The following is a 15,215-nucleotide window of genomic DNA, read 5'->3' as shown; positions in this document are numbered from 1 at the left end:
GGTGATAAATTGGTAACTAAAAAAGTTCTAAAAGAAGTGTGGATAGAAGATAGTAATTTGTTTTTTCAAGATTTCTCTCCAGTAGGAAAGTATTCATTTTTGTTTGAAAGATTTATTTTTAGGGGGGAACGAACAGAAAAATTCCATAAACTATTACCCACATCTTTGAGAGAAGATAAAAATAGTGTTGAAAAATTATATGGTTTTGCTCAATTAGGTGGAATGGATATGACACATCCACAATATAATTTTGAATCTTTTTATCAGACAGCAGAGTTGAATATACTTATGAATTTTTATAAAGCAGCTAATTATAAAGGTTTAAATTTACCTGATATATCATTTTTTAGAAGTCATAGTTTGGAAATGTTCTTGTCTATTGATATTTTAAGATTTGAAATAGGTGACATATGGTTACCTAATCAATTTTTAGAATTAGCGGCATTAGCACAACATTATGGCTTGCCTACAAGATTAATTGATTGGAGTAAAGATTTATATACTTCATTATATTTTGCTTGTTCTGGTGCAATTCATTCCAATGATGATTCAAAATATATGGTTTTATATGCTCTAGATTATTTTACAATTGAATTTTTGAAAAAAACTACTAATAGAATTCCATTAAGGCTAATAGTCCCTGAACACTATAAAAATCCAAATCTGAACTTTCAAAAAGGTATATTGAGTGCATGGGAATATAAAACTTGTTATATTCAAGATTTAATTCAACTTAATCAAGTTCATGGAAGACAACCTCAAGAATTATTGTTTCCTCTCGTAAATAATCAGTCTTTAGATGCACTTATTCAAGAACATGTCGATAAAAATGCTATTTCTTGGGGAGGGGTAGGTGTTAAAGAACAAGAGCCTTTAATTTATAAGTTTTACATACCTATATCTATGTCATATAGAATTTATGATTATTTGCTTAAGATAGGCTATGGAGCAGATAGGTTGTTTACAGGATTTGAGGGAATTTCTCAAATGTTGAAAGATAATATGGCTTATTATAAAAAGTTGAACCGTATTTAAATATATTACGGGGATTCGTACCATAGGTAAATGAGGTTTTTTAACAATATGAAAGTGGATCCATGCCACTTGTTCATCTTCTAAAGCAGTGTGTTTCAATTAGGAAATCCACTGCTTTTTATATCTACTAGGGATTTGTTTTGGGGAAATGAAACTTTTAATAAAATTTGACAGTATAATGTAGTGTTGTTTCTTTTATTGGAAGGAGCTGAAGACAGTGAGCATTTTTTCAAGGATTAGAGATATAATTGAAAACAAAATTGATCCTTTGGATAAGACAGAAGATCTGGAAAAAATGGTTGAGCAGAATTTACTTGACCTAAATAGGGATTTAGGGAAGGTAAAAGAGGAATTGGCATCATGTTGGCTCCAAGAGCAGCGCTTGAAGCGGGAACTGAATGAATGCCAAGAAGGTATTGAAAAAATGGAACGATACTCCGTTAAGGCTATGGAAGAGGGCAATGAAGGAGATGTAAGAACGTTTCAAGAGAAAAAGTCGGTTATGGCGGAAAAATTATCTGATTTGCAAGCGGCCCTTCAGTTGGCTTCATCGAAATCACAGGAGTTAAAACCAATACATGATCAACTCATTGCTGATATCCGTGAATTGGAATCTATTATAAGGAGCGGTTTTTGACCGCTTCTATACATATATTTTGTATAAAGGGGTGATTTAAACGTGATTCTTCATTATAAATGCCCTGGCTGTGGGAGCGATATGAGGTTTGATGCTGAATCAGGCAACCTGAGCTGCCAAAGCTGCGGCAGACATGATACTATTGAAAATTATCCCGAAGATCTGGTGACATCAAGATTTTCAGCGGATGAAGCAAATGAATACCATTGTGAGAATTGTGGGGCTGTTCTTATTACGACAGCTGAGACAGCGGCAACAAGATGCAGTTATTGCGGAGCTGGAGTCGTCATTGCCGATCGCATATCAGGCCAGCTTGCACCTGCTAAAGTCATTCCTTTTACGATTAGCAAGGAAGAAGCGATGGCAGCATTTCAAAAATGGTGCCGAAAAGGAATGCTTACCCCAAAAGACTTTATGACAGCAGACAGGATAAAAAGTATTACAGGGATGTATGTGCCGTTTTGGTTGTTTGATTTAAATAGTAAAGTGCAAGTAAGCGCAGAATGTACAAAGGTTAGAACTTATTCACAAGGAGATTATATTTATACAGAAACAAAATACTATGATGCCTTCCGTGATATCAATTTAGATTATCTCAAGATTCCTGTTGATGCATCGGTAAAAATGAACGATGAATTAATGGATAAATTGGAGCCCTATCCCTATGAGCAATTAAAGGATTTTAGGACACCTTATTTGGCAGGGTATATTGCAGAAAAATACAATTTTACAGATGAAGAGCTGCTCCCAAGGGCGAAGGAAAAAATCAGCGGCTATGTAGAGTCCTATATTAAATCTACCTTTTCAGGCTATCATTCAACCCATTATAAATCTAAACATATTGATACGAGAAATGTAAAAAGCAATTATGTTTTATTGCCAGTCTGGATGATTAGCTATGATTATAATAAGTCTGACTATACGTTTGCGATGAATGGACAGACAGGTAAGGTGGTCGGCAAACCGCCAATCAGCACAGGTAAAGTAACGGCGTGGTTTAGCGGCATCGCTGTGGGAACCTTCTTTGCTTTAAAATGTGTCTCCCTTATGATGGGAGGAGGATTTTGGTGAGAGCAAGCCTTATGCAAAAACGAAGTATTCTTGTTTTAATGATGCTGCTGCTGGTTTTGCCATGGGGGATGTCAACCGCGAAGGCGGAAACCTTTGACCGGAATCATTATATATATGACGAGGCCCATTTATTAACGGATGATGAGTCGGCGGAACTTCAACATGTAGCTAGTGAACACGGGAAAGAGAGAGAGACCGCTTTTATCATCATTACCTTAGATGGCACAAATGGGAAGGATATTGTCCAGTATGTAGAGGATTTCTATGATGAGCATGGACCGGGATACGACCAGCCACATGGAAATACAGCAATCCTAGCCATTGACATGAATGAACGGGATGTCTATTTGGCTGGTTTTAAAAAAGCTGAGCAGTATTTGGATGATAGCCGGCTTGATCTCATTCGCGAGGAAATGACTCCTGATTTATCAGGCGGCCATTATATTGATGCTTTCTCAGTATTTATAAATAGGGCCTATGAATATATGGGCAATGAGCCGGATGTCGGAAACGGTAGCTATACGGGCAGTGGATTGATTGGAAGCCCGCAAGTGAATAATTATTATGAATTCGCTGGCCAACCCACTGAAAATATATTTTTTCAATGGTGGTTTCAATTAATAGTCTCGCTAATCATAGCAGGAGTAGTTGTCATGATCATGGCCTACGGTGCTGGTGGCAGGGTCACGGTAAATGCACGAACCTATATGGATAGTAATCGATCAAAAGTAATGAACCAGTACGATAACTTTGTCAGGCAAACAGTAACAAAGCAGAGGAAACCTTCTAATAATACAAATAGCGGCGGTGGCGGTGGCGGTGGCGGTGTCACAATGGGCGGCCATTCGCATAGCGGCAGCAGAGGAAAGTTTTAAATGAAAGGAGCAGATAGTAAATGTCTTTTTTTAAAAACCAATTTGCAAATGTAGTAGAGTGGCATGAATTCAGAGATGACATGATTTTTTATAAGTGGAGCAACCGGGAAATTAAAAAGGGAAGTAAACTGATTATCCGTCCTGGCCAGGATGCGATCTTTTTTAAAAATGGGAAAATAGAGGGGATATTCCGCGATGAAGGTGAGTATGATATCGAATCGCAAATTATTCCTTTCTTATCGACTTTAAAGGGATTCAAATTCGGGTTTAATAGCGGCATGCGGGTAGAAGTGCTGTTTGTGAACACGAAAGAGTTTGTCGTGAAATGGGGAACGCAAAATGCGATTAATATCCCTTCACTAGGACTTCCGGGCGGCCTCCCAATACGTGCAAATGGAACCTTTCATTTTAAAGTGAGTGATTATATTTCCCTGATTGATGAAATTGCTGGTGTTCGCGAGCAATATTTAGTAGAGGATGTCCAAATTCGGATTACAACGGTTCTCGATCAGCTTTTGATGAAGTGGATTTCTAGAGAAGGAAAGGATATGTACAACCTGCAGGCCAACTCCTTCGACATTGCGAAAGGCATCAAAGAGGATCTGGATATGCAGATGTTGAAGAGCGGGATTTCGATTACTGGGTTTAATGTCATGAGCTTTAGTTATCCAAAAGAAATTCAAGACATGATTACGAAAAATGCTTCACATGGGATGGTTAGTGACGTTAACCGCTATCAGCAAATCTCAATCACAGATGGCATGGCCACCGGCAAGATGAGCGGCGGCGGAGCAGCCTCCGATATAGCGGGGATGATGATGGGGATGAATATCGCAGGTAAGATGATGAATCAGATGAATCAGCCTGGTTCTGAGGAAAAAACCGAACCGTCTTTAGCTAGGAAAGACAGTCAAAAGAGACCGAACTTTTGCCCGAATTGCGGCAACAAAATAGAAGGGGAAAATTTCTGCTCAAACTGCGGGCAAAAGCTTGTTTAATATCGGTGTCCGTCATCGAGGGTCTATTGAAAAACCTCATTTATATATCAGGAAATGAGGTTTTTCTTTAAAAAAATACAAGCCAAAAAGAACAATTTATGAAAAAGACTTGAATGTTATTGGCATATTTACTGACCTCGCTAAGGCATACATATGGTATGGAGGTTATCGAAGTGAAAACGAATAAAACTATTCAAAATGCAATTGAAGACTCTATTAGATTTCTTGAATCTTATCCGGATTTGCCCATTGAACAAAGCGGAACTAGCCGTAGAAAATGGGATGGGCTCTGGTGGCATATGGCAACACTTTATGAGATGGGGGAAGTAAAACAAATACCTGAATCAGCTATTGCGAAAGCTAAATATATACTAGAAGCTCAAACCTGGCCCATCTTCATTAAATCCGCCGAAGACCATCCAACGACTGAAATCGATACTATGAAGATGGATTGCTGCCACTGTGAGCTTGCAGTATTCTACATGATTTTGATGGACTATGGCTGTGATTTGGACAAGGAACTTCCTTGGATTCGCGAATGGTTCTTAAAGCATCAGCTATCCGATGGTGGGTTGAACTGCGAGCCGGATGCTTATACTCATTCTAAAAAGAGTTCAATCATTTCGACACTACCTCCTCTTGAGGCGATTCTGTGGTATACGAACCGCGATTTCACTGAGAAGGAAGCATTTTTCTTGGATCAAGGCGCTCGTTATTTGATTGAACATCGTCTTGTATGTTCTAAACAAACGGGAGCCATCATCGATAAGGAATGGCTAAAGCCTTGCTTTCCAAGGTTTTTTGAATACGATATACTAAGGGGCATGTCCTTCCTGGTGGAATGGTCACGTCGCAGGAATAAACCGCTACCGACAGACCTACTTCGTAAAGGTATCCACCGACTGGACAGCTATGTCGAAACAACGGGCATAAGAATTGGGAGGCAAGTATTTGATTCAAAGGGTCCATGGGGTGGGCACACCTTTGCACTGCTTGAAGCCGTATCCGAAATTGGCCATGTTTCGCCTTTTCTAACCAAACAATTTAATAGCATTAAAAGCCAATTGAATCTAGCGCTAAATAAATAAATTCTTTATTAACACTATAAACCTCATTTAGATACATCACGGTGAACCGTATCATAAATAAATGAGGTTATTATTTACAACACATATAAATAATGGATCTTCACCATAAGTTTTGGTTTAATGATTAAAATGCCTAACTTAAATGTTGATTGCAGTGGAGGGCACCGACTCCGGCGGGAGGTAGCGGCAAGGTGGAGACCCCACAGGCGCGAGCGCCGAGGAGGCTCCTAAAACTGCTCCTGCGCCAAAGAATATTCGAAGAAGTCATCTTCAGCTCGTCGCAAATCTACAAGAAGGTTATTCTAAGATGCTTTCCCATGGAGTTATTTCAGGAAGCGGCTTTGACGCCCCGCGGAAAGCGTGTGCCCGTAGCGCAAATCAACACAACCGTTTAAACCACTTTTTGTGGTGAAGGACCTAAATAATAGCTATAAGGATTTTTACAAAAAAAAACATTGATAGGATGACAAGATGAAAAAAGAAGTCACTTTAACGGTAAAGGGCAAGTTTGTAAATAAATATAAAAGTGGTTATCCCCTCATATCAAAGGAAGCCATAATTAATTGGAATGAAGTTACTGAAGAAGGAACCATTATCCGTCTTGTTGATGAAAGGAATAAGTTCATAGCAAAAGGCTATTTTGGCAAACAAAACAAAGGTTATGGGTGGGTCCTTAGTAGAAACGAGAATGAACAAATCGACCAAAGGTTTTTTGTGAATAAATTGAGGGATGCTATCAACTATAGAGAGCCGTTTTTTAATAGCCCTGATACCAATGCCTTCAGAATAGTAAATGGCGAAGGCGACGGTTTAGGCGGATTAACCATAGAGTATTTTGATGGCTACTATTTAATCAACTGGTATAGCAAAGGAATTTACCGCTTTCGAGAGTATATTATAAATGCCCTGAAAGAATTGGCTGAGTTTAAAGCAATTTACCAAAAGAAAAGATTTGATGTCAGCGGAAAATATATTGAAGAAGATGATTTCGTGGTCGGAGAAAGAGGAACCTTTCCGATTATCGTAAAGGAAAATGGAGTAAACTTCGCTGTTTACTTAAATGAAAGTGCGATGGTTGGTGTATTTTTAGATCAAAGAGAGGTAAGAAAGAGAATCAGGGATGCTTATGCGGAAGGAAAGAACGTTCTGAATACCTTTTCCTACACAGGTGCGTTTTCAGTATTTGCTGCCATAGGAGGCACAGTTAAAACGACTAGTGTGGATTTAGCAAATAGGAGCTTAAGCAAAACCATTGAGCAGTTTAGTTTGAACGGGCTAGATTACGACTCACAGGATATCATTGTTGAAGACGTGTTCAATTACTTTAAGTATGCGGTGAAAAAGCAGCTAACGTTTGATATGGTCATACTGGACCCTCCAAGCTTCGCAAGGTCAAAGAAGATGGTATTCAGCGCTGAAAAGGACTACAAAAATCTTTTAAAGGAAGCTATTTCTATAACGGAAGACGAGGGGATTATCGTAGCTTCCACCAATTCTGGTTCTTTTAATATGCAAAAATTTAAAAGCTTTATTGATCAGGCATTTAGAGAAACAAACAGGAAGTATCAGCTAGTTGAGGAGTTTTCCCTTCCGAAGGACTTTAAAACAATAAAAGAATTCCCAGAGGGCAGCTATCTTAAGGTTGTATTTATAAAGAATTTGCCATTGAAAAAGGCAAATGATATAGAAAGGATAAAATAAATTATGAAGTTTTTCAAATCTCAAATGAAACAGCTGATCAAAGATAATAAAGAATTGCAAACGCGTTTAAAAGAGTTGATGGAAGAACACGGGCTTGAAAAAAACTTTGCTCTCAAGGCTTTGTACCATGCAGAGGTTGCTGAAGGCGGAAAGTATCAACTAGCCTACCAAGCACTTGACTCGTCCAAAGGGTAGTTCATCTTTTCTTAATTTACACTAAGTCTAACGGGTGAAAGATAATAACCCTACTGATTTTCAATACAGTGAACCTTACCAAATGGGGTTTTAATCACAAATTTAGTTGTTGACTTTATGTCTAAAACCACCGGCTGTAGCAGGTGGTTTTTTTTACGGTTCTTCTTTCAAAAGTTGTTATATGTATCTCATTTTTTGTCCAACGAGGAATTTAAAGTTATTTGGAGGAGTTGGCAAGTGTTTTTTTAATTTTTTTTAATATAATTTGGGCCAACATTAGTAGTTTGTATAAACAAATCATTCAACAATTTCTTGCGGATATGAATATGTAGGATTATGATGGTTTTTTAAAATATAAGTCTAAATTGCTTATTATGTATCAACAAGAGGAGGGAGGGTTGTTGCACCGTGCAGTATGAAGGTGGGCATATGGAGAAAGATATTGAGAAGGTGAGAGAATTCTGTGAAAAAGCAGCTTAAGCAGCACGTGAAGTCTATCTTTGATAGTACTAGTTCAAGAATGATGCCAAAAAAGATCATCGTATCGATAATTGGAATTGCGCTCATCTGTATTGGAGTGGCGTTTAATAATCATACATTGTTTGGGAATGACCCAGTTGGTATATTATATGATGGCGTTCGAAGTACATTCGATTTTAGCCGGGCGGAACTAGGACTCATTTCAAATTATATTAACATTGGTTTAATTTTATTGTTACTTTTCTTTGGAAGGAAATATGTAAATCTAGGAACAGTTTTATATTTGATTCCTTATGGTCTACTCGTATCCTTTGGTGGCCAACTTTACCAATTCTTATTTGATAATAGTATTCTTTTGCATCGAATTTCAGGTGGATTGGCTGGGTGTATCTTGCTCTATACCGGTCTTGGTTTATTTGTTGCGAGTAATATAGGTGTGGACCCATTTACCGGCTTAATGTTGACTTTGCGAGATAAAACCAAATGGAGCATTAGTAGAGCAAAGGTGACAATGGATCTCGGTCTAATTGTTATTGGATTTTTATTAGGCGGTACATTTGGAATCATAACCATATTCACGGCTTTAACAACAGGACCAGCTATTCAATATTTAAGTCAATTCTTTGATAAAAAACTGTTTAAAGAAGGCCGTTTAAAGCTTTGATTAAAAACAGAATGATGTTATCCTAGTATGCAATGCCCAGAGCACCTATAATTTATTCTAACTTACTTCCTTTAAAAATTCCCTTTGACATAATTCTACGAGTATAGTAAATTTACTTTTGTAAGCGGTTCAAATTTTTAAAAAATGAAACGTTTCATATTTGTAAGGGGTAGTGATTTGGGAGTGACAATTAAGGATATCTCAGAAAAGACGGGTTTATCTCTCGGGACTATTTCAAACTATTTAAATGGAAAAAATGTCAGGGAAAAAAACAAATTATTAATTGAAACAACCATTAAAGAATTGGGATATAATGTTAACATGTCTGCCCGATCGCTTAAAACAAAACAGTCAAAGTTGATCGGTTTAGTCGTTCCATCATCTGGGTTAACCTTTTCAGCCAAACTAGTTTCAGTCGTTGAAGAAATTTTATCAAAAAAAGGGTTTATGGTCATGATCACAGTCATCGGTCATTCCCCGTTTCTAGATTATCAAAAGTTAATTAATTTACAATCTAGAAATGCGGATGCGATGATAATTATACCTTCAACAAATAACGAAACATTAGAGAATTGGCTAAAGAGCCTAAAAAGTTCGATTCCGATTATCATACTTGATCGTATAATTGAGGATTATAATAAAGCGAAATATGTTTTAGTCAATAATGAAAGCGCCTCAAAAATGGCTGTTGATTATCTAATCCATAATAACCATAAATTGATATCGATTATTGGGGGAGATATGGACGGGTATACGACGATTGAACGTATGAAAGGCTATAAGAAATCTTTAGAAGAGAACGATATTGAAATTAATCCCGATTATATCATGTATAGTGATTTCACTAAACGCGGCGGGTATCTAGCCTGCGAAAAAATATTTGAATTAAAAAATCTCCCATCAGCTATTTTTGTAACAAACTATGATATGACATTAGGCGTAATTGAATACTTGAATGAGCACAAGATAAAAATTGGTAAAGGTATTTCATTGATTGGTTTTGACTTTGATGAATTAACTAAAATTGTTAATCCAGGTATAACAATGATTATCCAGCCAATAAAGGAAATGGCAGAATATACTGCATATCAAGTACTAGATTTTTTAAAACATGATTCTTATGAAAAAACGCCTATGTTTTTCACTTGCACCCTTAAAGAAGGCGAATCTGTTTCTAAATTTATATAACTACCTTTTTTTTAGATACAAAATGAAACGTTTCATTTATCTCGATTTATATAACTTCTTATTTTTTTAGATACAAAATGAAACGTTTCATTTATCACATATACTGTAAAAACTAACTAACTAACTATGACTACAGAAAAGAGGAAAAAGTATGGACATCATTAGAGGGATCATCGGTTTAGCCTTCATTTTTGGTTTAGGTTATTTGATAAGCTTTGATAGAAAAAATGTTCGATATAAACCAATGGCTATCATGATTGGTTTGCAGCTTGTAATTACCTTTGCTTCTTTAAACACTGCGGTTGGAGTTAAAATTTTAGGTGCGATTTCTGACTTTTTTAGTTGGTTGTTGAAACAAGCAGAAGGTGGCACCAACTTTGTATTTGGCGGTATACAAATGGAATTTGTCTTCTTTTTCCACGTATTAATGCCTATTGTTTTTGTATCAGCCTTACTTGGAATTTTAAATTATATCAAGGTCTTGCCATTTATTATTAAATGGACAGGAAAACTAATCAATAAGATCACAGGGATGGGAGATCTTGAAAGTTACTTTGCACCTTCAACAGCTATTTTAGGACAGCCTGAAGTGTTTATAACAATTAAAGAACAACTTCCTAAATTGAAACCGCAACAACTTTATACCATTTGTGCGTCGGCAATGTCGGCTGTTGCTGCAGCCACATTGGGAGCTTATATGACAATGGTTCCAGGCCAATATGTAGTAGTTGCTGTATTTTTAAATATTTTTTCAGCTTTAATTATTTCTTGCGTTGTAAACCCTTACGATCCAAAAACAATCAATGAAGATGCTTCTGATATTAATAAAAGCATGGACGGTGCAGAATGGGCAGTAAGTGCAGAACGCGAAGTTAGTGCAACAAGTGAAGTAAGTGCAACTAGTGAAGAAAGGGAACCGTTTTTCCAAATGTTGGGTACTTACATTTTAGATGGTTTTAAATTAGTAATCATTGTCTCAGCCATGTTAATCGGTTTTATGGCTTTAGTGACTTTATTAAATAATTCATTTGAAATTATGTTTAATGTAACGTTTACAGAAATTATGGGCTGGGTCTTTGCACCAATTGCATTCGTATTAGGGGTTCCTTGGGATGAAGTCGTTAGAGTTGGCAGTATCATGGCTACGAAACTAATTACGAATGAATTTGTCGCAATGGGTGAGTTAGCGAAGGTTGCTGAAACATTGTCGCCAAAAGCAAATGCGATGATTTCTACTTATTTAATTAGTTTCGCAAACTTCGGAACATTAGGTATTGTATCAGGTTCAATTAAATCAATCGATGAAAAACAAGGAAAAATGGTTGCTAAATATTCATTGAAACTCTTATTGGGTGCCACGATGGCCTCCATGCTGACTGCAACAATCGTCGGAATGTTTTATTAATTGGTAAAGTGGTGCCCGCGTGGTCCATGAGGACAGATCCCTCGTCCCAAAGGTGAGTTACTTTTTGAATATCACAATTGAAACGAAAGGCGAGTTTACCGCAGGGACAAAGCAAGTCCATTTGCATGGAAAACAGATAGATAAATTTGGGCTAAAAAAACTTGATGTAGAAGTTTCTTAGGATTATTTATTGACACGCTTAAAAAATACTAGGGACCTGTCCCTGCGTCCCACTAAGAAGGTGCTTGAATGATTACTGTAGTAGGCAGTATAAATATTGATTTAGTTGTACAAACAGATCACATTCCCGATCAAGGAGAAACTACGTTAGGGAATTCCCTTTCCGTTTTTACTGGTGGAAAGGGTGCGAATCAGGCAGTATCGATTTCGAGATTAGGCAAGGATGCACAATTTATTGGTGCTTGTGGCACTGATGAGTATGGAAAGATTGCATTATCATCATTAAAAAAGGAAAACATTAAAACCGATCGTGTCTTTTTAGTTCCAGATGTTTCAACAGGTGTTGCTGCGATTATAGTTTCTAATTCTGATAATCGAATTATTGTCGTTCCTGGAGCAAACCATTTATTAACTCCGGAAAAAATTAGTCTTGTGAAAGATGAAATAGTAAAAAGCGAAATGGTTGTTCTTCAGTTGGAAATACCGCCTGAAACAGTTCAGGCAGTATTGGAAATTTGTAATGAACATCATATTCCTACGATTTTAAATCCTGCACCAGTGGATAAATTTAAAAAAGAATTTATTGATTTAGCAAACTATATTACTCCGAATGAAAATGAATGTATGAGCCTATTTGGAGAAAACATGGAAGAAGCTTTAGAAAAATACCCAAATAAATTAGTTGTTACTTTAGGAGATAAAGGTGCTCGTTATTATGACGGGGAAAAGCATATTTATGTTAAAAGTTATCCAGTAAAAGCAGTTGATACTACAGGTGCTGGGGATACATTTAATGGAAGCTTTGCAGTGGCCTTGACCGAGGGGAAAACGATTGAAGAAGCTGTAAGATTTGCAAATGCATGTGCTTCTTTATCAGTTGAGAAAAAAGGGGCACAAACCGGCATGCCTTCATATGAGATGGTCCTAAACCGGTTGGGGGATGAGGCGATAAGCTCCTTGTCCCAAGCTGAAATAATCGTAAGAGCTTAAGTTTAGGGTCAGAGGCAGACGGCTTGTCCACAATATTGACCTAATCTAATTCTTATATGGGGTGACAAACGTGGAAAAAAGAAAGATTATCATAGACACAGATCCAGGCATTGATGATACGTATGCGATTGTAGCCGCCTTAAGTTATGGTGGATTTGATGTATTAGGATTAACAGTTGTAGCTGGCAATGTAGGCTTGGATAACTGTGTGAATAACGCTTTAGGGATTGTTAATTTAATGAATGCCGACTGCCAAGTTTATCCTGGAGCGACGGCTTCTTTGGTAGATCTGGAAAATGCTAAAACATATAATATAGAATCTTCGGTCCATGGAGCAGGCGGTTTGGGAACGGTTACGCTTACTCCTGACCTAACGAAACGGTCAGATACTCACGCGGTAGATTTTATTTTAGAAACTGTAAAAGAAAACCCTGGAGAGGTTGAACTTATTACCTTAGGTCCATTAACGAATATTGCCTTAGCCATTCGAAAAGATAGAGAAACGATGAAAAAGGTTAAAAAGATTTGGTCTATGGGTGGTGGCGTTCGCATTGGGAATCGGACACCAGTAGCAGAATTTAATTATTGGGCAGACCCTGAAGCGGCAAAAGAAGTGTACGAGTCGATAGGTGAAGAAGTTGAAATAAATATGATTGGATTAGATGTTACACAAAGTACACGTTTTACTTTGGATGACTTATTCTTCTTAGGAACAGAGTGTGGAAATTTAGGGTCGCTATTAAGTGAAATGTCAGATCACTATAAAAAAATGTATTGGGATGCCCTTCGTATTACCGGTATTATCGTTCATGATTTAGTTGCGGTCATGCTTGCGATTGACCCTAGTTTAAGTGATGAGAATGACGTCTATAAACGAGTTAATTTAAAGATGGAATGCGAAGGAATATGCAAAGGACAGACGGTGGTTCAATTATCTCCAAGTGATGATGAACCTGGAAATGCAAATGTGTATATGGGAATCAACAACGACAACTATAGAAAAGCTTTCTTCGAACTATGCTTCCCGGAATCCTATTCTATGTATACCAAATATATTTTATAATTGAGAATAGAGAAACGTTGAAAGGCAATTTGCAAACTCTTAACTAGCATTTCATATAAAAACCTCATTTAGATGCGTTACGGTAAACCTTATCATAAGTAAAGGCAGTTTTTTCTGGATGATTTAAAGAAGCCGATTCATGATCAAATCTTGAATCGGCTTTTCTTTAGGGTTCCTATTAAAATTCATAGGCTTTTTATAAACACCAACTACACAAAAACAATCCTTGCCAAAGTAGTTTCAAAAGTTATCCATCTTATTTAAGTTCTACTTGGATCCGCCCGATTCCATTAAGATATTGCTCATAGCGTGCTATCTCAAGCTTTACTGGATTAGCTGGAAGCTTTTCTGCATTTTCCATATCAAAATGCTGCCCAATTAACATATAGTTCTCAATCTGTGAAATCCAAATACTATATGAATGATAAATTGCACCATTTGCGTCAATAAAATTTCTAAACACGCCTTTATGTTCATTCTTTTTATATGAAGGTACTTTATATTGAATTTCGAAGTTATCCTTTATTTCAAGTTCGATGTTAATATATTCTGGCTGACGAATCACTTTTTTCTTTTCAAAATCAACTAAAATAAATTCATCCGCTTTATCAATCGCCTCGATTTCCCGTATTTCAATTGTAATGGTTTTTGGAATACGGAAATAATTGCTTTCTAACATGATACTAAATTGCTCATCTTCATAGACACCAAATCCAGTGACCCCGTTTCGAATTTTGCCCCATTCTTCTTGATTTTCATCATATATGCGAATATCCTCAAAGCTTAATATTTTCTTTGAATTAGATGGATCAATGGACATTTTCAGTTGGGATCTAATCGGAGAAATAATGAGTTCATGGACTGTGAAGCGTTGCCCATCGACTAGTAATTGTTTGTTAACAGTATATCGTTTAGATGCTTTAACTTCTTTTTTCAATGTAAATGGAATTTCAAATACTGTTTCTGGACGGTCACGCAGCGACAATGTAAGCTCAAAATCCTGAGATGAATAGTCCATACCTTGGCTTGCGGTAACATTAATTGTATCTTCAACTTCATATGTCCCTTCAGACTGAGCTGTCCAGCTACTGCCAACCCCCGCATTTACTAGTTTATCATTCTGTTTCACTTCCGCAGTAACGCCCATGAATATCGCTAAATCCTCATCCGAATTCAGTTTATATGAAATTATCATCCCGGATTCATCCGCCACAACACCAGTAATCGTAAGTGTTTTGCCGTTAATTGTTTGGCTCAAATTCATTTGTTCGAAATATTCATTGTTTACAATATCTTCAATCCCTTTATCTAAAGCAATCATTTCTACAAGTGGCTTTAAACCAGGAATTTGTGCGACTGCGTGTGCAAGAGTAGGGGATACCCGAATGGATCCGACTAAGGTAATCAAAAGAATGGCAACGGCAATTGTGGATTGGATAAGCCGCTTGTGGTGAGTTTGCCGTTTTTTATATCGTTTGTATGCAATAAGCTGTGCTTCTGACTGTAACGTTTCCATTGGCACTGAATCCAATAATTCTATATATCTTTGTTCTTGTTGTTTATCAAACTGACTCATTAAACGCCCCCCTCTCCAAATAAATGACGAAGCTTCTTTAATGTTTTATGTAATCTTGATTTCACAGTA

14 protein-coding genes are annotated in these 15,215 nt (G+C 37.0%); 13 read left to right on the top strand and 1 reads right to left on the bottom strand.

The features are described from left to right. Window positions 1-9: 9 nt before the first annotated feature. From AR337_RS21290 to AR337_RS21225, 13 genes are all read left to right on the top strand, one after another. Window positions 10-1,035 (top strand): FRG domain-containing protein, encoded by a 1,026-nt coding sequence (locus tag AR337_RS21290; RefSeq protein WP_059174060.1) that lies wholly within the window; start codon window positions 10-12, stop codon window positions 1,033-1,035. Window positions 1,036-1,252: 217 nt separating this feature from the next. Further along, a complete protein-coding gene (locus tag AR337_RS21285; protein ID WP_059174059.1) occupies window positions 1,253-1,672 on the top strand; it encodes a PspA/IM30 family protein in 420 nt (139 codons plus the stop codon). A 42-nt stretch (window positions 1,673-1,714) separates the two neighbouring features. Further along, entirely contained in the window at window positions 1,715-2,743 is a 1,029-nt protein-coding gene (locus tag AR337_RS21280) for a TFIIB-type zinc ribbon-containing protein (RefSeq protein WP_059174058.1), read from the top strand. An 11-nt stretch (window positions 2,744-2,754) separates the two neighbouring features. Next, on the top strand, window positions 2,755-3,618 hold the full coding sequence (locus tag AR337_RS21275) for a TPM domain-containing protein (protein ID WP_059174095.1): 864 nt from the start codon (window positions 2,755-2,757) through the stop codon (window positions 3,616-3,618). A 20-nt stretch (window positions 3,619-3,638) separates the two neighbouring features. After that, on the top strand, window positions 3,639-4,616 hold the full coding sequence (locus tag AR337_RS21270; RefSeq protein WP_059174057.1) for an SPFH domain-containing protein: 978 nt from the start codon (window positions 3,639-3,641) through the stop codon (window positions 4,614-4,616). Window positions 4,617-4,789: 173 nt separating this feature from the next. Continuing rightward, on the top strand, window positions 4,790-5,704 hold the full coding sequence (locus tag AR337_RS21265) for a hypothetical protein (protein WP_059174056.1): 915 nt from the start codon (window positions 4,790-4,792) through the stop codon (window positions 5,702-5,704). Window positions 5,705-6,175: 471 nt separating this feature from the next. Beyond that, complete coding sequence (locus tag AR337_RS21255; protein WP_059174054.1) at window positions 6,176-7,405, top strand: class I SAM-dependent rRNA methyltransferase; 1,230 nt, start codon at window positions 6,176-6,178, stop codon at window positions 7,403-7,405. A 3-nt stretch (window positions 7,406-7,408) separates the two neighbouring features. Further along, a complete protein-coding gene (locus AR337_RS21250; RefSeq protein WP_059174053.1) occupies window positions 7,409-7,600 on the top strand; it encodes a hypothetical protein in 192 nt (63 codons plus the stop codon). 463 nt (window positions 7,601-8,063) lie between these two features. Continuing rightward, window positions 8,064-8,744 carry a YitT family protein gene (locus AR337_RS21245; protein ID WP_216637397.1) on the top strand — a complete coding sequence of 227 codons (681 nt, stop codon included), beginning with the start codon at window positions 8,064-8,066 and terminating at the stop codon, window positions 8,742-8,744. A gap of 183 nt (window positions 8,745-8,927) precedes the next feature. After that, a complete protein-coding gene (locus AR337_RS21240; protein ID WP_253702064.1) occupies window positions 8,928-9,932 on the top strand; it encodes a LacI family DNA-binding transcriptional regulator in 1,005 nt (334 codons plus the stop codon). Window positions 9,933-10,083: 151 nt separating this feature from the next. Beyond that, window positions 10,084-11,337: a NupC/NupG family nucleoside CNT transporter gene (locus AR337_RS21235; RefSeq protein WP_059174051.1), complete on the top strand. Its 1,254-nt coding sequence runs from the start codon at window positions 10,084-10,086 to the stop codon at window positions 11,335-11,337. Between the two features lie 249 nt (window positions 11,338-11,586). Then, window positions 11,587-12,507: a ribokinase gene (gene rbsK, locus AR337_RS21230; protein ID WP_059174050.1), complete on the top strand. Its 921-nt coding sequence runs from the start codon at window positions 11,587-11,589 to the stop codon at window positions 12,505-12,507. A gap of 70 nt (window positions 12,508-12,577) precedes the next feature. Next, on the top strand, window positions 12,578-13,570 hold the full coding sequence (locus AR337_RS21225; protein ID WP_059174049.1) for a nucleoside hydrolase: 993 nt from the start codon (window positions 12,578-12,580) through the stop codon (window positions 13,568-13,570). A 256-nt stretch (window positions 13,571-13,826) separates the two neighbouring features. On the opposite strand, the gene AR337_RS21220 is transcribed toward AR337_RS21225, so the two are convergent. Next, a complete protein-coding gene (locus tag AR337_RS21220) occupies window positions 13,827-15,146 on the bottom strand; it encodes a DUF4179 domain-containing protein (RefSeq protein WP_059174048.1) in 1,320 nt (439 codons plus the stop codon). Window positions 15,147-15,215: the final 69 nt, after the last annotated feature.

Source organism: Bacillus sp. FJAT-27445 (genome assembly GCF_001510665.1).
Classification (GTDB): Bacteria; Bacillota; Bacilli; order Bacillales; family Cytobacillaceae; genus Bacillus_D.
Note: the sequence above shows the minus strand (reverse complement) of the source record. Positions and strands in the feature narration are given on the sequence as shown.